Here is a 19,643-nt window from a genome sequence, read left to right as displayed (position 1 = left end):
AATTTCTTCATACCGCTATCCCGGACGGCCATCGGGACGAGGGCGGATCAAGCGGGGGAAGAAACGAACGAGGTAGATCGCAAACGCCAGGGCAAAGAGGATCGCCGAGAGCCGGAGCGCGCCGATTGCCCACGCGGTGGGGAGCGCCGCGCAGAGGCGCAAAACAGTTGCCGCGCCGATGAGAATGAACGCGGTGGGGATACCCGGCAGGGTGGCGTTGGGGTTTCCGCCGGTGTGGCCGAGTGCCGTACGGGTGACCATCCCGAGGATCATCCACCCCATTCCCCCCACCGTGAGGAGATGAAGCGCGGCGCTTTTCCACGACGGCGCCGCCCAACCGGTGAGCCCGTAGGCGGCGATCCCAAGCCCCGTGGCGGCAAAACCGAGATGGAGGACCCAGACCGCAGGGTTTTGCCAAATGCGCGGGTGATACCAACGCGCCGACCGTTCGAGGTAGCCAAACGCGGTCAGGAGGGATAAAACTAACACTGCGAGGGGTGGAAGACCCAAGAGGGTTGCCCCGGCAACGGCGGATACGCCGCCCACGGTGAACGCAAGGGCGGAGGGCGACGGAGCGATGGGTTCGAGGTCGAGCGCCCGACTGGTGAAAAAGGGGATCACCCTGAGCCCCATGAAAGCGATAATCGCCGCGACGGTCAAGACCCCCGCTTCCAGATAGGCCAGGGGGTTGCCCCACTGGGTATCGCCAGCACGCGTCAAGAGAAGTCCAAGCTCGAGGCTCCCCAACACGGCGACGAGCACGGGAACGGGGTAATTTTGCTTTTGACGGCGCTGCCAGATGCGGTACCAGAGGGTCTCAGCGGCAGAAAACCAGAAAAGAGTAGCGGGAACTGCGATCCACCCAGGGGTTGGTGCCAACGCGGCGGCGACGCGCGCGGCCGCCCAGAAGAGGACGACGAGCGCCAGTCGCCAGCCGGCAAGGGGGGGTAGCCCAGTCCAGTTGGTGACCGCAGTGTGGAGAAATCCGACGACGATCGCTCCTGCAAAGCCCCAGACCATCTCGTGCCCGTGCCACAGGAGGCCAGTCAAGAGCGGTTCGCGCTCACTTCCTGGGGCAAACGGCGGCGCAACGCCCCAACCCCACAGCAGGACGGTGATTGCCGCCCAGGCGCATCCCACCGTGTAGAAGGGGCGGAACGCCATCGCCAGCCAAGCAGAGAGACTGGGCGGGGCCTGTTTCAGTGAAGAGGGGGTCACCGGGTGCTCCTTGTTGTGACGCAATGCGGCGATTATGCCGCGAACGAGATCGCCGGTCGTTGACCGCGGTCATTTTTGCCCGAGGGGTTCAGACAAAATTGACACGGGTCAAGGCAATCTGGGCAAAGAAGCGCTAAAGTGACCCTTGCCGAACCTTCATGGGGAAGGGCGGTATCTTTGGAATTTGGGGAGTTACGACCATGAGGATGAAAACTTTGACGCTGGCCATGATGGCGCTGCCGTGGGCGGTGGGCACCGCGTTGGCGGAAAAACAGGTCTCTCCGGCGGAGGTGAACTATCAAGCGGGGGGTTCGCCCGTGGGCAATGTCGAGATGTACCAAGACATCAACCCTAAGGCGCCGCCCATGACCAAAGCGGAGTTCGATAAGGCGCGGACGATCTATTTCCAGCGGTGCGCCGGCTGCCACGGGGTTCTGCGCAAAGGGGCGACTGGGAAGCCCCTCACGCCGAACATCACGCTGGAGAAAGGGACCCCCTACCTCGAGACCTTCATCAAGTACGGTTCTCCCGCGGGGATGCCCAACTGGGGGACGTCGGGTGAGCTCACCGACGAAGAGGTGAACCTCATGGCCCGTTACGTTCAGCAGACGCCGCCGCAGCCGCCGGAGTTCGGCTTGGCCGAGATGAAGGCGACGTGGAAGGTGATCGTCCCGCCTGAGAAGCGGCCAACGAAGAAGATGAACAACTACAACCTCGACAACCTCTTCTCGGTGACGCTGCGCGACGTCGGTAAGGTGGCGTTGATCGATGGTGACACCAAGCAAATCATCAACATCGTCCCCACCGGTTACGCGGTCCATATCTCCCGTCTCTCGGCCTCCGGGCGCTACCTCTACGTGATCGGCCGCGACGCCAAGATCAACATGATCGACCTGTGGATGGAAAAACCCGACAACGTTGCCGAGATCCGCATCGGGCTGGAGGCGCGTTCGGTCGAAACCTCGAAATTCAAAGGGTTTGAGGATAAGTACGCGATTGCCGGCTCCTACTGGCCGCCGCAATACGTGATCATGAACGCCGATACCCTCGAGCCGCTCAAGATCGTTTCGACGCGGGGGATGACGGTCGACACCCAAGAGTACCATCCGGAGCCGCGAGTCGCGTCGATCGTCGCCAGCCACTTCCGTCCTGAGTTTGTCGTCAACATCAAAGAGACCGGCAAAACCCATCTTGTCGATTACTCCGATATCGACAACCTGAAGATCACCGAGATTCCGCTTGCCCGCTTCCTCCACGATGGCGGGTGGGACGCGTCGAAGCGCTACTTCTTGGTGGCGGCGAATCAGTCGAACAAGATCGCGGTGATCGACGCGAAAGAGGGTAAACGGGTGGCGTTGATCGACGTCGGCAAAATCCCGCACCCCGGGCGTGGGGCGAACTTTGTCGATCCGAAGTACGGACCGGTGTGGGCGACAGGCCACTTGGGTGACGAGACGATCTCGCTGATCGGAACCGACCCCGAGAAGCACCCCCAATATGCCTGGAAGGTGGTCCGCACCCTTCAAGGCCAGGGTGGGGGTAGCCTCTTCATCAAGACCCATCCGAAATCGAAGCACCTCTACGTCGATACGCCGCTCAACCCCGATCCGAAGGTCTCGCAGTCGGTCGCGGTCTTTGACATCGACAACCTGGACGCGCCACCGAAGATTCTGCCGATTGGTGAATGGGCGGGTCTCACCGACGATGGGGCGAAACGGGTCGTTCAGCCCGAGTTCAACAAGGCCGGCGACGAGGTCTGGTTCTCGGTCTGGTCGGCGAAAGACAAACAGTCGGCGATCGTCGTTCTGGATGACAAGACGCTGAAGGTGAAAGCAGTGATCAAAGATCCGCAGTTGATCACACCGACGGGCCACTTCAACGTCTACAATACCCAGCACGACATCTACTGAGGAGAGGGTAGTGGAACTGCGGCAGCGAAAAGGAAAAGGGGTCCGTAAGGGGTCTCGCATTTTACCTGCTGCCGCAGCCCTTGCGGGGTTTCTTGTTTGCTCACTCTCTATAGGCGCGGGGGAAGAGAACCAGCCCCGCGCGATCAGCGAGGCGCGGCGGGCGGAGTTGATCCATCTCGTCCGCCACGATTGCGGCGCGTGCCACGGCATGACCTTGAATGGCGGATTGGGGCCGGCGCTCACCCCAGCGGCATTGGCGGAAAAGCCGCCGGAGAGCCTCGTCGCCACCCTCCTTTACGGCCGCACGGGAACCCCCATGCCGCCTTTTCTTCCCTTTCTCACCGAGGATGAGGCCCGATGGATCGTCGAACGGCTCGTGGCCGGATTCCCCACCGAATGACCTGCGCTGTGCGTGCCCTTAGCCGTAGCGCCCTGTGGAGCGCCGCAGCGGTTCTCCTCTTTGCCCTCGCGGGCTGTGGCACCGCGGTTCCGGACAAGGGGGGCGTAGCCTCCTCTGCGACCCCTTCCTCAGAACTAGCATCCCTGCCCACAGGGGACCTCGGGGTGGTAGTCGAACGGGGATCGGGGAGCATTCTCCTCGTTCGGCAGTCGCAGCCTACGGTGGTCAAGCGTCTGGAAGGGTTGGGGGATCTGTCGCACGCGTCGGTGGTCTTCTCTCGTGACCAACGCTACGCCTACCTTTTTGGTCGCGACGGGGCGTTGACGCAGATCGATCTCTTGACCCAATCGGTCAAGAGAAGGGTGGCGCAGGCGAGCAACAGCATCGGCGGTGCTGTCTCGAGCGATGGCCGGCTGGTTGTGGCGCAGAACTACGACCCTGGGGGGCTCCGAGCGTTCGACGCCGAAACGCTCGAGTGGGTGGCGGACGTTCCTGCCCTTGCTGGGCCCAATGGGAAACCTTCGAAGGTGGTCGGGCTCGCCGACCTTCCGGGGCGGCGCTTCGCCTATGCCCTGTTCGAGGCCAACGCGCTCTGTGTAAGCGATTTTACCCGCCCCGCGGAACCGAAGACGCGCTGCTTCCCGGCAGGGAAGCAGCCCTATGATGGCCTCGTCTCCAACGACGGCCGTTTCTACCTTGCCGGGCTCTTTGGCGAGGACGGGATTGCGCTCTATGACGACCTCAATCCCGAAAAGGGGGTTGAGAAAATCATCGCGGGTTACGGACGGGGGGAGCAGCCCCTACCCGTCTACAAGATGCCCCATCTCCGCGGCTGGGCCCTTGCGGGTGAGCTCGCGTTTTTGCCAGCGGTGGGACGTCACGAAGTGTTGGTGGTCGATACGCGAACGTGGCAGGAGGTGGGGCGTGTCGCGGTGAAGGGGCAACCGGTTTTTGCCGTAGCGCGACCCGACGGGCGGGAGGTGTGGGTCAATTTTGCCTTCCCCGACAACGGCTGGGTCCAGGTGATCGACCGCAAGCGTCTCACGGTGACGCACACCCTCGCTCCCGGCAAGGCGGTGTTGCATCTCGAATTTACCCCTAAAGGGGATCAGGTGTGGCTCTCGGCGCGGGACAGCAACAGCGTCGTCGTCTACGATACGGTAACGAAAGAGGAGGTGGCGAGGCTTCCTGCGCGCGAACCGAGTGGGATCTTCTTTACCCACCGCGCCTACCTCTTCGGGCGGTGAGGAGCTCGGGATGAACGCCCCGCACCCCTTGCCCAACGCCCCAGGTGCCGCGCAGATCCTCACCCTGATCAATCGCTGGCAGCGGGGCTTTCCGCTGGTCGACCGCCCTTTTGAGGCGATTGCTGCCGCGACGCCACCGCTCACCGAGCGCGATGTGATCGCGGCGTTTCAGCAGGCGCAGACGTGGGGGTGGATCGATCGCGTCGGCCCGGTCTGGGCACCGCGCCGCCTGGGATGGAGCACCTTGGCCGCTGCAGCACTACCGGAAGAGCGGCTTGACGAGCTGGCGAAGAGGCTCAGCCGCTACCCTGAGGTCAACCACAACTATGCCCGCAGCGGCGCACCCCTCAACCTCTGGTTTGTCCTCACTGCCCCCAGCGAGCAGGCGGGGCGAACGTTACTGGCGGAAATGGCGGAAGAGCTCGCGACACCCCTCTACCCTTTTCCCCTGGTGCGCGAGTTTCACATCGATTTGGCGTTTGACCTGGCAAATGGGGGGAAAAGCGAGGATCGGGTGGGGGAAACACCCATCGTGCCGCTTGATCCCTGGCGCCACCGGCCGCTCAGCGCCTCAGAACGGCGGCTGATTGCGCGCCTCAGTGACGGCTTGCCGATCGCTCCCCGTCCGTACCATGCCGTTGCTGAGTCGTGCGGCATCCCTAGCACTGCGGTGGTTGCCGCGATCGCCCGGTGGCTGGGGGAGGGGACGATACGCCGCTTGGGCGCCGTCGTGCGCCATCGCGCGCTCGGCTGGACCGCGAACGCGATGGCGGTTTGGGCTGTCGCGCCGGAGGTGGCTGACGCGGTGGGGCCGCGCCTTGCGCAAGAACCGGCGGTCCATCTCTGTTATCGTCGCGAACCGGTTCCTGACGTGTGGCCGTACACGCTCTATGCGATGGTGCACGGCAGGGATCGTGATACGGTTGCGGCAACGGTTGCCGAGTTCTCGGAGCGGTTGGGGTTGGCCCATGCCCCCCATCGGCTGCTCTTCAGCACCCGCTGTTACAAACAGACCGGAGCACGCTATGTCCGCCCCCATGTGGCCTGAGGTGCCCGAAAGCGAAGCGCTTCTCCTCTGGGCGCTCCAGGACCATCTTCCCTTGGTGCCACGCCCATTTGCCCGGTGGGCCGAAGTATTGGGGCTTGAGGAGCGCGCGATTGCCGCGACGATCGCCCGTTGGTTGGCCGAAGGGGTGATCACCCGCTTCGGGCCGTTCATCCAAGTCGAACGAAGTGGTGGCGCTTTTGCGCTCGCTGCAGTGGCTGCACCTGAAGCGCGGCTGGATGAGGTTGTCGCGGCGATTAACGCCTTTCCGGAGGTTGCCCATCACTATCTTCGGGATCATGATTTCAATTTATGGTTTGTCCTCGCGTGTGAGGACGCCGTGCTGCTCCCCTCGGTGGCTCTGGCGATCGAACAGGCGATCGGGTTGCAGGTTTGGCTCTTTCCCAAAGAGCGGGAATTCTACGTCCGCCTGCGCCTCCTTCCCTGGACCGCTGAAAGAGCGCCTAATCCCCAGCGCCTTGCGGCGTGGGAGGAGCTGCTGGCCACGACCCGAACCGCTGAGGGTGCCCCAGCTGCGACAGGTGGCGAAACCTCCCCCTTGACTCCTGACGAGCGGTCGCTGCTCCTGGCTACCCAGGCGGGGTTGCCTTGTGTCACCACACCCTATTGTGCCGTTGCAGCCCATCTCGGGTGGCGGGAGACGCGCGTCATCGAAACTTTTCACGCGCTGCTTCAGAGAGGGGTTGTTCGCCGTATCGGTGTGGCTGTCCATCACTACGCCCTCGGCTACCGGGCTAACGCGATGTGCGTCTGGGATGTCGCCGACGATCGGGTCGACGCCGTTGGCCAATGGCTTTCGGCAACCGGTGAGGTGAGCCACTGCTACCGCCGTCCGCGCCATCTTCCCGTCTGGCGATACAACCTCTTTGCGATGGTGCATGGGCGGACGCGCGCCGAGGTCGATGCCCGGCGTAACGCGCTTGTTGCCGCGTGCCGCGAACGCTTCCCCGGTGCGCTGGCTGCCCACGATGCGCTCTATTCCACCCGGATACTCAAAAAGAGCGGGGTGCGTCTGCGCGCCCACGCAACCGCCTAACTGATCGAGGAACCTACGATGTTTCGCATCTCGTCGTTCATTGCCGAGTTTTTTTCGCCCACACCGGCGCGTCCCCGACGGCGCCTCCCTGGCCCCGTGGTGATCTGGAACCTCATCCGGCGCTGCAACCTCCTCTGTGCCCACTGCTATTCGCTCTCCGCCGATACCGATTTTCGCGGCGAATTGACCACCGACGAGGCCCTTGCAGTGATCGACGATCTCGCCGCGATGCGTGTTCCCGCCCTGATCCTTTCGGGCGGTGAGCCGTTGCTGCGTGCCGATCTCTTTACGCTGGCGCGCTACGCCAAGGAGAAAGGGCTCTATACCGCGCTCTCGACCAACGGAACGCTGATCGACGAGGCGATGGCGGAGCGGATTGCCGCAACCGACTTCGACTACGTCGGGATCAGTCTCGATGGGCTCGGGGAGACCCACGACCGCTTCCGGCGTAAGGAGGGCGCTTTTGCGGCGTCGCAACGGGCGCTTCTTCAGCTGCGCGATCTCGGTGTCAAGGTCGGGGTTCGCTACACGATGACCGAAGAGAATGCGCACGATTTTCTTCCGCTCCTCGATTGGGTGGCCGAAGCGGAGATCCCCCGTTTCTACTTTTCCCACCTCAACTATGCCGGGCGCGGGAAGAAAAACCGCGGGCGCGACGCGGTGGCGCAGACGACGCGTTGGGCGATGACCACCCTTTTTGAACGGGCACTTGCCGATCATCAAGTGGGAATAGCCCGCGAATATACGACCGGCAACCACGACGCCGACGGCCCCTTTTTCCTGCTCTGGGTTCAGGAGCGCTTCCCCGATCGGGCAGAGCAGATCGCGGCAAAGCTGCGGCAATGGGGGGGGAACGCGAGCGGCGAGAATATCGCCAACATCGACAACCTCGGCAACGTCCATCCCGATACGATGTGGTGGCACGTCACCCTCGGCAATGTCCGGGAACGCCCCTTTTCGGCGATCTGGCGCGATGAATCGTCGCCGCTCCTCAAAGCGCTGCGCCAATATCCCCGTGCGGTGGGCGGCCGCTGTGCCTCCTGTCGGTTTTTACTGCTGTGTAACGGCAGTTCGCGGGTTCGCGCCGAGAGTGCAAGCGGCGACCTCTGGGGCGAAGATCCAGCGTGTTATCTCACCGACGAAGAGATTGGCGCTACCATCGCCGAAGCGGTCTCAGCCTAAGGAGTAGGGAATGGGTGCGAGCAGAAAATGGACCTCGAACTTCGCGGTGCCGATGTGCGCTGCGGTGTGGGTTGCTTTCGCTGCGGGGGGTACGGTAGCGGCAGAGGGAGGGACGGGTGAGGGGCCAGCGGCGTGGTACCGCGACACCTGTGCCCAGTGCCACGGCGTCGACCGGACTGGCGGTTTAGGCCCTGCGCTCCTCCCTGAAAGTCTCGAGCGGCTCCCGCTCCCCAAAGTGGTGGAGACGATTGCCAACGGCCGGGTGGCGACGCAGATGCCTTCTTATGCCGCGACACTCTCTGCCGATCAGATTGCTGCGCTCGCGAAGTGGTTGAAGAGTACGCCTGCGGTGATCCCGGAGTTCACGCTTGAGTCGATGAAAGCGACCCACTGGGCGAAACCGGTGGTGCCACTCACCGGGCCCAAGGATGGGGGCGACCCGTGGAATCGGTTCGTCGTCGTCGAGCAGGGCGACCACCACCTCACCGTGCTCGATGGTAACCGCTTTGCGGTTCTCGCCCGCATGCCCACCCACTACGCGGTGCATGGCGGCCCGAAGTTTTCCCCCGACGGCCGTTTTGTCACTGTCGCGTCGCGTGACGGGTGGATCGAGAAATTCGACCTCTGGGCGTTGGAGAAGGTGGCTGAGATCCGTGTTGCGGTCAACACCCGCAACGTCGCAGTCTCGAGCGACGGCCGGTTCGTCGCGGCGGCGAACACCCTACCGGAGACGCTGGTGGTGCTCGACAGCGACCTCAACCCCCTCAAAATCCTGCGCGGCGAGTCTCTCGACCGCAAAGAGCACTCCCGTGTTGCTGGGGTCTACGACGCTCCGCCCCGCCGCAGTTTCGTTGTCGCTTTTCGCGACATGCCGGAACTGTGGGAGGTCTCGTACGATGAAGAGGCCAAGCCCGTTTTCGATGGCCTTGTTCATGACCACAAGATGGCAGAGGGGCTGGCAGTCCCCGGTTTTCTCCACCCCAAACGGACCCGTTTGCCGGCGGTGCTTGACGACTTCTTCTTTGCCCCCGGCTACCGCAATTTGATCGGCGCTTCACGCAGCGGCAAAAGTTTTGTCGTCAATCTCGACGTGCGGCAGCCGATCACCGAACTGCCACTCGACGGGATGCCCCATCTCGGTTCGGGAATCACCTTCGAAACCGGCGGGCGCCGCGTGATGGCATCGACCAATCTGCGCCGCGCGGTGCTCACCGTCATCGATCTCGATACGTGGCAGTTGGTCAAAGAGATCCCTTTGTGCGGCCCTGGCTTTTTCGTCCGCAGTCATGAACAGAGCCGTTACCTCTTCGTCGATTCGATGATGGATCCCAAATGCCGGGATACCCTGACCGTGATCGACAAAGAGCAACTGACCGAGGTGGCGCGTTTGACTCCTTTCCCCGGTAAGACCTTCGCCCATGTCGAATTCACCGCCGAGGGGCGCTATGCGCTCGCAAGCGTCATGGAGCCAGCGCCAGACGGGGCTTTGGTGGTGATTGACGCGGAAAAACTCGAAGTGGTGCGCACGATTCCCGCTCACAAACCGATTGGGAAGTACAACGCATGGAACAAAGTCCACCGCTCCGAGGGGACCAGTTGGTAATCGGCAGCGGGGGAAGGGAAGAAAAGGTCTATCCGCCAGGAGACCTGGCGATCTGGATCTTTATTCTTGCCGAGCTTACCGCCTTTTTTGCCCTCTTTGTGACCTACGCCACGAGTTACCGGCTGCATCACGCCCTCTTTGCAGCGATGCAGCCGACGCTCGACCCCGAGTGGGGGGCGGCGAACACCCTGCTGCTGCTGCTTGGGAGTTGGGCCGTTGCGCGGGCCGTTCTGGCAGCTGAGGAGAGCGAGTCGGCAGGAGAAGGGCAGCGGGCAGCGCGCTGGCTCTTTTTCGCCCTCCTCTGTGGTTGCGCGTTTCTCGTCAGCAAGGGGATGGAATATGCCGCGAAGTTTCGTGCCGGGATCGATCTCGACACCAACCTCTTCTACACCTTCTATTTCTCCCTGACCGCATTTCATGCGATGCACGTCGCGCTGGGTGTGGTGATCTTGGCGATTGTCGCGGTCAAGGCGGCCAGGGGAGCTTACACCAGCGGCGCAACGGTAGGGTTGGAGAGTGCCGCGAGTTACTGGCACATGGTCGACCTGGTGTGGTTGATCCTCTTCCCACTCCTCTACCTCTTCAGGATCCCCGTATGAGCAGACGAGCGGCTCGAAGACAGTTGGTGAATGGTGCCGCATTCGTTCTCCTCACCGCAACCCTCGTCGCAACGGCGGTGAGCGAAGTGGGGGAGAACGGCCCCTTGTCTGGCTCTACACTCGCCCTTTTTCTTCTTGCGCTCGCTGTGGGGAAAGGGGTTGTGGTGGCTGAAATCTTCATGGGGCTCCGTTGGGTGGCGTGGCGGTGGCGGATGCTCCTCTGGGCGTGGGTGGTAGGTGTCGTTACCGTCTCAGGCGTATTGATTCTTGCTTGAGGTGGTTCTCTTCATGACATAAAAAAACCCCGGTGGATCCACCGGGGTCAAATCCCACGATAGGAGAGCCCACCGATTATGCCGTCGCCTCTTGGGCAAGCGGCCGATATTCAGGAGAACCCTCAACCCCCTTGAAGAAACTCATGAGGTAGACGACGAGACCGGCAAGGAAAGCGACGCCCGCAATCACCCGCAGCCAGTAGAAGAGGGCGAGCTGTTCTTGCACCTCCATGAACGGCAGTGGGTTTGTCGCCATCCGTTGCAACCAAACCTGGAGGATACCGGCGGCAGTGAGGAAAAGGGCAATGAAGATCATCGAGATGGTCATCACCCAAAAGCCCCACATTTCGAGGACCTGCGACTGGTTGCCGTTCGCCTCGCGGCCATTGAGTTTGGGCCAGACGTAGGAGATCATCGTCAGCACCACCATCGCGTAGGCACCGTAGAAAGCGAGGTGACCGTGTGACGGGGTGATCTGCGTCCCGTGGGTGTAGAAGTTCACCGGAGCGAGGGTGTGGAGGAAGCCCCAGACCCCTGCGCCGAGGAAGGCCATCACCCCAGTGCCGAGCGCCCACAGGGTGGCTGCGCGGTTCGGGTGGTTGCGGCGGCGGCGGTTCACCATATTGAAGGCGAAGAGGGTCATCGCAAAGAAGGGGATCGGTTCAAGCGCCGAGAAGACCGAGCCCCAGAGTTGCCAGTAACCCGGCGTGCCGATCCAGTAGTAGTGGTGTCCCGTACCGATGATCCCGGTGACCAGGGTCAGGGTGATGATCACGTAGAGCCACTTGTCGATCACCTCACGGTCGACTCCGGTCACTTTGACGAGGACAAACGCGAGGATCGCCCCCATGATCAACTCCCACACCCCTTCAACCCAGAGATGGACGACCCACCACCAGTAGAACTTGTCGCGGACGAGGTTCTCCGGGTTGACGAAGGAGAAGAGGAAAAAGATCGCGAGCCCCCAGAGGCCAAGCAGCAGAACCGAGCTGATCGCCGTTTTGCGCCCTTTGAGGAAGGTCATGCTCAAGTTGTAGAGGAAGGAGAGCGCCACCAACACGATACCGATTTTGGTAATCGTCGGTTGCTCGAGGAACTCGCGCCCCATGGTCGGCAGAAGATCGTTGCCGGTCATTGCAGCGAGTTTGGCGTAGGGGACGAGGAGATAGCCCAACACCGTGAGTGCTGCAGCGATCAGAAAGACCCAGAAGGTGGCAATCGCCAGTTTGGGCGAATGGAGATCACGTTCGGCCTCTTCCGGAACCAGGTAGTAGGCTGCGCCCATAAAGCCCATCAAGAGCCAGACGATGAGTGCGTTGGTGTGGACCATCCGCGCGACGTTGAAGGGGATCGCCGGAAAGAGAAAATCGCCGACGACATATTGGATTCCCATGATGAGGCCAAAAAGTATCTGCGCGACAAAAAGCGCGAGCGCCGCGATGAAATAGGGTTTGGCCACTGCTTGTGACGGGTATTTCATCTCAAGTCCTCCTGATTGCAATCGTTTGCCAAAGTCATTTCCGGTTACCCCTCGATGTTGGGTGGCCAGCCGCCGGTGTTGATCTCCGAGGTGTAGCGGAAAAATTCAACCAGCGCGTCGAGCTCGCGGTCTGAGAGGTGGAATTGCGGCATCTGCCGGCGTCCATGGGTACCCGTGGGTTGTGATTTGATCCACGCTTTGATGAACTCGGGGCCGCGCCGCTTGTAGACGTTCCCCAGCTCGGGGGCGAAATAGGCCCCTTCGCCCAAGAGGGTATGGCAGCCGATGCAGTCGTTTTTCTCCCAGACGCGCTTCCCTTCCACGACGAGCGGGTTTGCCGCAAGCGTGGCGCGGGCGTCGCGCTGAGGAAGCGCACGCTCGGTGTGGAAGGTCAGCGCGAGAAAGAGCAAGAACGAAAAGAGGGCTCCGCCGTAGAAGATATTTCGGGCGGTTGTCGTTGAGAAGGCACTACTCATCTTTTGGCTCCTTGTCGAAAAACCCAGACGGGTCGGCAAGGAGCAGTCTAGCGGGTTGGTGAAAAAGATGCCTTGACCCGGGTCAATTTGTTGCCCAAAACGGTGCGAACCAGCTCCACGGCGAGCGGTGGATGGCGCAGCCGACAAGCAAGGTCACACACCCCACAGCGAGCGCATAGGCGAACCACTGCCCGGCGCGGGTCTTCGCGCGCTTGAGCGCGAAAGAACCGGCGACGATGTAGGCGATGAGCCAAAAGAGCTTTGCGGTGAGCCAGGCGGTGGTCAGGGGGTACTGGCCGATCATCGCGGCCATCGCGAGTCCGGAAAAGAGGAGGAGTGAGTCGTTTACGTGCGGGAGAATTCGGGTCATCCGGGCAGAAGACCACGGATGGTGGGTGATTCGCCAGGCAAAGCGCACGACGAAACCGCTAATCGAGAGGAGCACTGTGGTGAGGTGGAGCGATTTCAGCAGAAGATAGCTCATGGCGCAGCCAAGCGCGTCGCTACTTCCCAAGCGCGAAAGGTTTGCCAGGCGTCGCGCAGAATCCGTGCGAGTTGCGCTGCCGCAGCAAGCAGCACAACTCCGGCGATCCGCCCCATCGGTTCGGGGAGAAAAACGGCCGTGACGAGCAGCGCCAACCCCGCGCGCCAGAGCCATTCGAGCCGCTCCGCCTCTTTTTCCGGCGTGATTTTCAGCATTGTTGGCGGGAAATCCTTGCGGTTCGGCATCTGCTGGATGTTGAGCCAGGTGAGAAACGGAATGATTTTTACCCACATCCCGAAGATCACGCCGGCAAAACCGCCCCAGAAGATAAGCACGCCGATGAGGAGCGGAGCGATCGACTCCATGAAGTTGCTGACGACCAGAGCGGCTACGGCAGCGAGAGTGCACCCCATCGCCCCGCGCCACAGCCGTCGCGTCGCGTCGCTCTTTTTCCGTTTGCTGCGCGTCTGGAGCGCAAGGGTCTGTGCCGCGAAGGCCCAGGCACAGAGACCGAGGAGGAGTGCTGCGGCGAGTGGGGTGGTCTGAGGAGAAAAGGGGGCGGAAGCAAAAACGGGGAGCGCCGCGACCCAGAGGGCGGTGGTGAAGCGGCGACGGGTGAGGGGGGCGTAAGGGGGGGTGAGCTGAAACATCGGCACGACGACAAACCCGACCGTGACTACAAGCGCGAGTCCCCACAAACCCCACGCCGCGACGAGATGGAGCGCGACCCATGCGCTGTGGTCAAGCGCAACCAAGCCAGGAGCGAGGCGCTGGATGAGAAGCGTTGCGCCCAAAAGGAGGGTCAGCCCCAGTCCCGCCCCGACCCAACGCAGATCGCGGATGCTGTCCGAAAGGGTGGGGAGGGGGAGAAGGAGCCTTAGGGTGAGGAAGGAGACGGGCGCAAGCGCCCCAAGCAAGAGAACGAGCGCGACCCCAGCGAGCGCGTGGGCCGTTGCCAATGAACCGGTCCACAGGAAGTGGGCGGCGAGCGCTGTGACGCCGCAGGCAAAAGCGAAGCGCGGCCAGCGGCTCTGCCGCCAGCGAACGGGCCAACTCTGCCCCGAAAGGACCGGGATCACCTGCATCAACGCCCCGACCATCACCGAACCCATGAAGCCGAGCGCAAAGAGGTGGGTGAGCGCGAGCGTCGCGGGATGCCAGCGACTCGCCCAGAGGTCGGGGCCGGCGACCATAAGCAGCAGCCCCGCCGCGGCAAGAAAGAGCGGGGCGAGCGCAAACCAACTGAGTGGCATCCGATAAGGGGGTGAGGCCTCGATCCGCAGGTCGGCACTCTTCATGGCGCGGGCTTCCAGATCTGGATTTCGACCGTTCCGTCGTCGTGCTCATGAACAGCATAGCGCCACCCCCACTCGTCGAGTGCTTCAAAGAGCGGGTAGGGGGTGCGGTAGAGGAGGAGCCGAATCCATTGGGAAGGGTTCAGCCGCTCGAGGGTGTCGACGGTGCGGTGAAACGGTTCAGGCGGGAGCCACGTGCGCGCGTCGATCTCGATGGCGGCGTCGGCGGCGAATCCAGGTGGGGGAGGAGCCGGCGCATTCATGCCGAAGCGGTCAATTGGGCGACGAACTCAGCGCCAAGGAGCTGGTCGCACATCGGGTAGAGGACATTCTCCTCCTTGAGGTTGTGCTGTTGGTTCATGATGAGGAGGGTCTCGACCACTCCGGCGAGATTCTCCCCATCTTGAGCGGCAACGGCGGCGTCGCCGGCGGCAAGGAGTTCGCGCATCTGGCCGTGTTCCATGCGCATCACCCGCGTCGGGCCCTGGGTGATGCCGCTCTGCTTTTCGAACGCAGGAAAGAGCCGCTCCTCCTCCACCGCGAAATGGCGGAGGAGCTCGTCGCGCAGCGCGTGCCACGCGGCGGTGGTCGCAGACCAATCGTCGCCGGCCATCGCCTCTTCGAGCGAGGAGATCAGCTGGTCGCAGAGCCGGTGTTCGGCAGTGAGGTGTTGGGCAATCGACATCGCGCTGTTTCCTGTCGCGGTTCAAGAAGAAGATAGCCGTTAGTGTACGCGAGCGCGTTCGAATCGTCGATGATCGAGATCAAGAAACGGGAGTTTGAGTGCTGACCAGGTAAAATCGCTGCCAACGCAATGGGGCGAGGAAAAAAGATGAAACTTGCAGTAATCGGCACCGGTTATGTCGGGTTGGTGACGGGCGCCTGTTTTGCCGAAATGGGCAACACCGTCTGGTGCGTCGATATCGACGAAGCGAAGATTGCGGGTTTGAAGGAGGGGCGGCTACCGATCTATGAGCCGGGGCTCGATGAGATCGTCGTGCGCAACCACCGCGAGGGGCGGCTGCTCTTCACGACGTTGCTCGCGGACGCGGCGAAGGAGTGCGATCTCTTCTTCATTGCGGTCGGCACGCCGCCGCAAGAGGATGGGTCGGCTGACCTGCAGCATGTCCTTGGGGTGGCGCGGCAGATTGGTGAGGTGATCGAGCGCGACGCGATCGTCGTCGACAAGTCGACGGTACCCGTCGGAACCGCCGAGCGGGTCAAGGCGGCGATCGACGAGCAGCTCGCCGCGCGGGGGAAGCACCTCGCAGTGGCGGTCGTCTCCAACCCCGAATTCCTCAAAGAGGGGGCCGCGGTCGAGGATTTTATGCGCCCCGACCGGATCATCGTCGGGAGCGACGACGAGCGCGCACGGCTCGTGATGGCCGAGCTCTACGCCCCCTTCAACCGCAGCCGGCAGCGGGTGATCTACATGGGCGTGCGCGATGCCGAGATGACCAAATACGCGGCGAACGCGATGCTCGCGACCAAAATCAGCTTCATGAACGAGATCGCCACCCTCTGCGAACGCTACGACGTCGATGTCGAAAACGTGCGGATCGGGATCGGGTCGGACGAGCGCATCGGGTACCACTTCATCTACCCCGGGGTGGGGTACGGCGGCTCGTGCTTTCCCAAAGATGTCAAGGCGTTGGTTCAGATGGCGCGCCGGGTTGGGGTGGAACCGCTGGTACTCGACGCGGTCGAGGCGCGCAACGCGCTTCAGAAGCAGACGCTTCTCGCGAAGATCGTAGCCCGGTTCGGCGATTCGCTTGCCGGGCGCACCTTTGGCGTTTGGGGGTTGGCGTTCAAACCCGGAACCGACGACATGCGCGAGGCACCATCGATTGCGCTCATTACCGGTTTGATCGAACGGGGGGCAGTGGTACAGGCTTACGACCCAGTCGCGATGCCCAATGCGAAGAGCATCTTCCCGCAGGCGTGGCAAGCGGAAGGGCGATTGACCTTCACCGCCCATCAGTACGCGGCACTCGAAGGGGCCGACGCGCTCGTGCTCGTCACCGAGTGGAAGCCATTCCGCCACCCCGATTTTGCGGCGGTGAAACGGCTTCTCAAGACGCCAGCGGTGATTTTCGACGGCCGCAACCAGTACGACCCCGAGACGCTTGCACGCGAAGGGATCGTCTATTACGGGGTCGGCCGCCGCAACCGGCTGGCGACGTGATGCTCACGCGGCGGCGAGCGCCTGGTCGAGATCCTCGATCAGGTCGTCGATGTGCTCGATCCCGATCGACAGCCGAATCATCTCCTCGGTAACCCCCGCTTTCTCGAGCTCTGCGGGGGAGAGTTGCCGGTGGGTGGTCGAAGCGGGGTGGCACGCGAGCGACTTGCAGTCGCCGATGTTCACGAGGCGCGTGAAGAGCTTGAGCGCGTCTTGGAAACGAGCGCCGGCCTCCCGTCCCCCCTTGACGCCGAAATTGAGAATCCCCGAGGCGCGCCCGCTCATGTACTTCTGCACGAGCGGGTAGCTGGGGTGGTCCGGTAGCCCCGCGTAGTTGACCCACGCCACTTTCGGGTGGTTGCGCAAGAATTCAGCCACTTTCACCGCATTTTCGCAGATGCGGTCCATCCGCACCGCAAGCGTCTCGATCCCTTGCAGGATCAGGAAGGCGTTGAAGGGGCTGATCGCCGCACCCATGTTGCGAAGCGGCACCACACGGGCGCGGCCGATGTAGGCGGCAGCGCCGAGCGCTTCGGTGTAGACGACCCCGTGGTACGAGACGTCCGGCTCGTTGAGGCGGCGGAACTTCTCGGGGTAGTCGGCCCACGGGAATTTACCGCTGTCGACGATGATGCCGCCGAGCGTCGTCCCATGGCCCCCGAGATATTTGGTGAGCGCATGGACGACGATGTCGGCGCCGTGCTCGAAAGGACGGCAGAGGTAGGGGGTGGGGACGGTGTTGTCGACGATGAGCGGCACACCGTGGTCGTGGGCGAGTGTCGCAAGCGCTTCGAAATCGGTGACATTGCCCAAGGGGTTGCCGACCGACTCGCAGAAGAGCGCTTTGGTTTTGCCGTCGATCAGCCGGGCGAATGACGCGGGGTCTCGGTAGTCGGCAAACCGGACCTCGATGCCAAATTGCGGCAACGTGTGGGCAAAGAGGTTGTAGGTGCCGCCGTAGAGGGTGGAGCTGGTGACGATGTTGTCGCCGCTTTCAGCGATCGTGAGGATCGCATAGGTGATCGCCGCCATGCCGGAGGCGAGCGCCAACGCCCCTACCCCCCCTTCGAGCGCCGCGACGCGCGCTTCGAGCACCGCCTGCGTCGGGTTCATGATCCGGGTGTAGATGTTCCCCTGCACTTTGAGGTCGAAGAGGTCGGCGCCGTGCTGGGTGTTGTCGAAGGCGTAGGAGGTGGTCTGGTAGATTGGCACCGCAACCGCCTTGGTGGTGGGGTCGGGTGCATAGCCGGCGTGGATCAATTGGGTCTCGAAACGCATCGTCCTCTCCTTGAGTGGTGGGTCGCACCTGAATACTTTAGCACGGCACCGACCGCGAAGGGAGCCACTCTTTTTTCGGTTTTATGTTTATGGTCTTGACGCTCAGTGGTCTGATGGGACCCGGAGCGCCGGCAGTAACCCGTGGAGCGCGTTTCCGAGGTAGACTGCTTCGGCACGCGCCCAATCGGCAGGGGTGAGGGTGCGCTCGTAGGCGGTGCCGCTGGCTAGAAGTTGGGCACGCAACACCCCGGCAAGGCAGCCGCTTGCGAGCGGCGGGGTGGCAAGACGACTCTCGCCCGGAAAGCGGAGAAAGAGGGTGGAGCGGCACCCTTCGACCAGCTCGCCGCGGCGGTTCATCACCACCGCGTCGAAAAGCCCCTCGGCCACTGCCGCAGCAAGGAGCGCGTCGTAGTGGTGGCGGCGCGTCGTCTTATGCCGCTGTAAGGGATCATCCGGGTCGATCGTCACCGCGTCGCTCACACAGAAGCGCACGGGCGTTTCTGGCGGCGCCCAGGGGGTCGCGCGCGCAGCGCACGCGCCGTTCGGGGCGATTTCGACCCGAACACGCAGCGTCGCAGCGGTGGCCTCCGCCTCCTCTACCGCCGCTTCAACCGCACGGGTGAAGCGCTCCTCGGAGAAGGGGATCCCGAGCGCCCGGGCGCTCCTTCGCACCCGCGCAAGGTGCCCGCGCCAGAGGGGGGCGCCATGGCCACGCTCCCAACGGAGCGTCTCGATGAGCCCCACCGGGGGAGCGATGTTCCGAACGAAACGGGTTTTGAGCGCACACTCGCGCCACTCAGCGTGCGCGTTGGAGTCGATCACGACGCCACTCCCCACCCCGAGGGTTGCACGGCGCGCGGTGTCGATTTCGAGCGTCCGGATCGGCACAATCGCCTTCACGGTGCCCCCGGGAAGGAGGTAGCCGATCGCACCGCAGTAGAGCCCCCGCGGTTGCGGCTCCAATTCGGTGATGATTTCAAGCGCCCGCCGCTTGGGTGCCCCCGTGACCGAGCCGCAGGGAAAGAGGGCCGCCAGAATCTCCCAGAGCGAGGCCGAAACCCCCTGGGCGACGATCGTCGAGGTGAGCTGCGTCACCGTCGCGTACTGTTCTTCGCGAAAGAGCGCCGGCACCGCAACGCCGCGTTGCGGGGCGAGGCGGCTAAGGTCGTTGCGGATGAGGTCGACGATCATCACGTTTTCGGCGCGGGTCTTCTCGTCCACCCAGCCGCTTGTCCCCGGCCGCGCCGTCCCTTTCATCGGTCGGCAGACGACCGCGTCGCTTTGGCGGCTAAAGAAGAGCTCGGGGGAGCGGCAGAGGATCGCCCCGCCGTCGGGAAGCGGCAGGTAGGCCCCATGCGGGACCGCTTGAGCCGCCTTGAGGCGCAGGTAAAGGGCAAGGGGGTCGCCGTAGAGGGCCGCGTGCCACTGGAAGGTGAGGTTCACCTGGTAGCAGTCGCCTTCGCGCAGGTAGTGCTGGACGCGGTCAAACGCTTGACGATAGCCCCCTTTTCGCCAGCCTGCCTGCCAGTCGAGCATCCCGGCAACCGGATCCTCGACCGACGCGGCGGCTTGGGCGGTCGCCTCGTCAGTCGGGAGCCATTGGTAACGGCCAAAACGCCACAGACGCAGACGGCCCGCTGGGCGGTGGGCGAATGCCGGCGCAAACGCCCGGTCAAACCAAGGGGCAGATTCGAAATCGAGCGCGAAGACCCAGCAGGGACCGCGCGCGTCTTGGGGGCGTGCGCGGGCCTCTGCTTCCGCTTCGTCGAGGAGCGCGCGGGCCTTAGCAGATGACGCCACCTCATCGAAGCGCTCTAAGTCGTCCGCCCAGAGGTCTGCGGCGGTAGGATCGTTCGAATCGCGGTCGAACCAGGCAAACATTCTGTTCAGCGGTTGGTGGAGTGGGGAGTAT

General features: G+C 63.0%; 19 protein-coding genes. 10 read left to right on the top strand and 9 right to left on the bottom strand.

What is annotated here, in order from left to right:
* Window positions 1–15: 15 nt before the first annotated feature.
* Entirely contained in the window at window positions 16–1,218 is a 1,203-nt protein-coding gene (locus ACYQ6T_RS06530) for an NnrS family protein (protein ID WP_459829003.1), read from the bottom strand.
* 227 nt (window positions 1,219–1,445) lie between these two features.
* Between ACYQ6T_RS06530 and ACYQ6T_RS06525 the strand changes: the two genes are divergently transcribed.
* Genes ACYQ6T_RS06525 through ACYQ6T_RS06485 form a run of 9 tightly spaced genes read left to right on the top strand, consistent with a single transcriptional unit; the run spans window position 1,446 to window position 10,536 of the window.
* Entirely contained in the window at window positions 1,446–3,128 is a 1,683-nt protein-coding gene (locus ACYQ6T_RS06525; RefSeq protein ID WP_459829070.1) for a cytochrome D1 domain-containing protein, read from the top strand.
* 16 nt (window positions 3,129–3,144) lie between these two features.
* A complete protein-coding gene (locus ACYQ6T_RS06520; protein WP_459829067.1) occupies window positions 3,145–3,528 on the top strand; it encodes a c-type cytochrome in 384 nt (127 codons plus the stop codon).
* Entirely contained in the window at window positions 3,525–4,775 is a 1,251-nt protein-coding gene (locus tag ACYQ6T_RS06515; protein ID WP_459829064.1) for a cytochrome D1 domain-containing protein, read from the top strand. Before ACYQ6T_RS06520 ends, ACYQ6T_RS06515 begins: the two co-directional genes overlap by 4 nt.
* Window positions 4,776–4,785: 10 nt before the next feature.
* Complete coding sequence (ahbB, locus tag ACYQ6T_RS06510; RefSeq protein WP_459829000.1) at window positions 4,786–5,823, top strand: siroheme decarboxylase subunit beta; 1,038 nt, start codon at window positions 4,786–4,788, stop codon at window positions 5,821–5,823.
* Entirely contained in the window at window positions 5,801–6,877 is a 1,077-nt protein-coding gene (ahbB, locus tag ACYQ6T_RS06505) for a siroheme decarboxylase subunit beta (protein WP_459828998.1), read from the top strand. Before ahbB (ACYQ6T_RS06510) ends, ahbB (ACYQ6T_RS06505) begins: the two co-directional genes overlap by 23 nt.
* Window positions 6,878–6,895: 18 nt before the next feature.
* The gene (gene nirJ / locus ACYQ6T_RS06500) at window positions 6,896–8,059 is read left to right on the top strand and encodes a heme d1 biosynthesis radical SAM protein NirJ (RefSeq protein ID WP_459828995.1); all 1,164 of its coding nucleotides are present in this window, start codon (window positions 6,896–6,898) and stop codon (window positions 8,057–8,059) included.
* 10 nt (window positions 8,060–8,069) lie between these two features.
* The gene (locus tag ACYQ6T_RS06495) at window positions 8,070–9,662 is read left to right on the top strand and encodes a cytochrome D1 domain-containing protein (RefSeq protein WP_459828993.1); all 1,593 of its coding nucleotides are present in this window, start codon (window positions 8,070–8,072) and stop codon (window positions 9,660–9,662) included.
* A complete protein-coding gene (locus ACYQ6T_RS06490; protein ID WP_459828991.1) occupies window positions 9,623–10,261 on the top strand; it encodes a cytochrome c oxidase subunit 3 family protein in 639 nt (212 codons plus the stop codon). Before ACYQ6T_RS06495 ends, ACYQ6T_RS06490 begins: the two co-directional genes overlap by 40 nt.
* A complete protein-coding gene (locus tag ACYQ6T_RS06485; protein ID WP_459828988.1) occupies window positions 10,258–10,536 on the top strand; it encodes a cytochrome C oxidase subunit IV family protein in 279 nt (92 codons plus the stop codon). The genes ACYQ6T_RS06490 and ACYQ6T_RS06485 overlap by 4 nt, the downstream gene beginning before the upstream one ends.
* Window positions 10,537–10,612: 76 nt before the next feature.
* Here the strand turns inward: ACYQ6T_RS06485 and ACYQ6T_RS06480 are convergent, their stop codons facing one another.
* The 6 genes from ACYQ6T_RS06480 to ACYQ6T_RS06455 form a co-directional block, all read right to left on the bottom strand.
* Window positions 10,613–12,016 carry a cbb3-type cytochrome c oxidase subunit I gene (locus ACYQ6T_RS06480; protein WP_459828985.1) on the bottom strand — a complete coding sequence of 468 codons (1,404 nt, stop codon included), beginning with the start codon at window positions 12,014–12,016 and terminating at the stop codon, window positions 10,613–10,615.
* 44 nt (window positions 12,017–12,060) lie between these two features.
* Window positions 12,061–12,492: a c-type cytochrome gene (locus ACYQ6T_RS06475; protein WP_459828982.1), complete on the bottom strand. Its 432-nt coding sequence runs from the start codon at window positions 12,490–12,492 to the stop codon at window positions 12,061–12,063.
* Between the two features lie 82 nt (window positions 12,493–12,574).
* On the bottom strand, window positions 12,575–12,976 hold the full coding sequence (locus ACYQ6T_RS06470) for a SirB2 family protein (RefSeq protein WP_459828979.1): 402 nt from the start codon (window positions 12,974–12,976) through the stop codon (window positions 12,575–12,577).
* Window positions 12,973–14,274, bottom strand: coding sequence for a hypothetical protein (locus tag ACYQ6T_RS06465; RefSeq protein WP_459828977.1), 1,302 nt, complete (start codon window positions 14,272–14,274; stop codon window positions 12,973–12,975). Before ACYQ6T_RS06465 ends, ACYQ6T_RS06470 begins: the two co-directional genes overlap by 4 nt.
* On the bottom strand, window positions 14,271–14,534 hold the full coding sequence (locus ACYQ6T_RS06460; protein ID WP_459828974.1) for a DUF2249 domain-containing protein: 264 nt from the start codon (window positions 14,532–14,534) through the stop codon (window positions 14,271–14,273). The genes ACYQ6T_RS06465 and ACYQ6T_RS06460 overlap by 4 nt, the downstream gene beginning before the upstream one ends.
* Window positions 14,531–14,956: a hemerythrin domain-containing protein gene (locus ACYQ6T_RS06455; protein WP_459828972.1), complete on the bottom strand. Its 426-nt coding sequence runs from the start codon at window positions 14,954–14,956 to the stop codon at window positions 14,531–14,533. Before ACYQ6T_RS06455 ends, ACYQ6T_RS06460 begins: the two co-directional genes overlap by 4 nt.
* Before the next feature lie 147 nt (window positions 14,957–15,103).
* Between ACYQ6T_RS06455 and ACYQ6T_RS06450 the strand changes: the two genes are divergently transcribed.
* Complete coding sequence (locus ACYQ6T_RS06450) at window positions 15,104–16,456, top strand: UDP-glucose dehydrogenase family protein (RefSeq protein ID WP_459828969.1); 1,353 nt, start codon at window positions 15,104–15,106, stop codon at window positions 16,454–16,456.
* 3 nt (window positions 16,457–16,459) lie between these two features.
* Here the strand turns inward: ACYQ6T_RS06450 and ACYQ6T_RS06445 are convergent, their stop codons facing one another.
* A complete protein-coding gene (locus ACYQ6T_RS06445; protein ID WP_459828966.1) occupies window positions 16,460–17,731 on the bottom strand; it encodes an O-acetylhomoserine aminocarboxypropyltransferase/cysteine synthase family protein in 1,272 nt (423 codons plus the stop codon).
* 102 nt (window positions 17,732–17,833) lie between these two features.
* On the bottom strand, window positions 17,834–19,643 hold a 1,810-nt coding region (locus ACYQ6T_RS06440), incomplete at its 5' end, for a chorismate-binding protein (RefSeq protein WP_459828964.1).

The sequence above is a fragment of the Hydrogenophilus islandicus genome (genome assembly GCF_054657095.1).
This window is presented reverse-complemented; position numbering and strand designations above follow the sequence as displayed.

What these genes read in the sequence shown, in the direction of transcription:
- ACYQ6T_RS06525 (WP_459829070.1), top strand. Translation starts at nt 1,446, where the DNA reads ATGATGGCGCTGCCGTGGGCGGTGGGCACCGCGTTGGCGGAAAAACAG.
- ACYQ6T_RS06515 (WP_459829064.1), top strand. Translation starts at nt 3,525, where the DNA reads ATGACCTGCGCTGTGCGTGCCCTTAGCCGTAGCGCCCTGTGGAGCGCC.
- ahbB (WP_459829000.1), top strand. Translation starts at nt 4,786, where the DNA reads ATGAACGCCCCGCACCCCTTGCCCAACGCCCCAGGTGCCGCGCAGATC.
- ahbB (WP_459828998.1), top strand. Translation starts at nt 5,801, where the DNA reads ATGTCCGCCCCCATGTGGCCTGAGGTGCCCGAAAGCGAAGCGCTTCTC.
- nirJ (WP_459828995.1), top strand. Translation starts at nt 6,896, where the DNA reads ATGTTTCGCATCTCGTCGTTCATTGCCGAGTTTTTTTCGCCCACACCG.
- ACYQ6T_RS06495 (WP_459828993.1), top strand. Translation starts at nt 8,070, where the DNA reads ATGGGTGCGAGCAGAAAATGGACCTCGAACTTCGCGGTGCCGATGTGC.
- ACYQ6T_RS06490 (WP_459828991.1), top strand. Translation starts at nt 9,623, where the DNA reads ATGGAACAAAGTCCACCGCTCCGAGGGGACCAGTTGGTAATCGGCAGC.
- ACYQ6T_RS06485 (WP_459828988.1), top strand. Translation starts at nt 10,258, where the DNA reads ATGAGCAGACGAGCGGCTCGAAGACAGTTGGTGAATGGTGCCGCATTC.
- ACYQ6T_RS06480 (WP_459828985.1), bottom strand. Translation starts at nt 12,016, where the DNA reads ATGAAATACCCGTCACAAGCAGTGGCCAAACCCTATTTCATCGCGGCG.
- ACYQ6T_RS06475 (WP_459828982.1), bottom strand. Translation starts at nt 12,492, where the DNA reads ATGAGTAGTGCCTTCTCAACGACAACCGCCCGAAATATCTTCTACGGC.
- ACYQ6T_RS06470 (WP_459828979.1), bottom strand. Translation starts at nt 12,976, where the DNA reads ATGAGCTATCTTCTGCTGAAATCGCTCCACCTCACCACAGTGCTCCTC.
- ACYQ6T_RS06465 (WP_459828977.1), bottom strand. Translation starts at nt 14,274, where the DNA reads ATGAAGAGTGCCGACCTGCGGATCGAGGCCTCACCCCCTTATCGGATG.
- ACYQ6T_RS06460 (WP_459828974.1), bottom strand. Translation starts at nt 14,534, where the DNA reads ATGAATGCGCCGGCTCCTCCCCCACCTGGATTCGCCGCCGACGCCGCC.
- ACYQ6T_RS06455 (WP_459828972.1), bottom strand. Translation starts at nt 14,956, where the DNA reads ATGTCGATTGCCCAACACCTCACTGCCGAACACCGGCTCTGCGACCAG.
- ACYQ6T_RS06450 (WP_459828969.1), top strand. Translation starts at nt 15,104, where the DNA reads ATGAAACTTGCAGTAATCGGCACCGGTTATGTCGGGTTGGTGACGGGC.
- ACYQ6T_RS06445 (WP_459828966.1), bottom strand. Translation starts at nt 17,731, where the DNA reads ATGCGTTTCGAGACCCAATTGATCCACGCCGGCTATGCACCCGACCCC.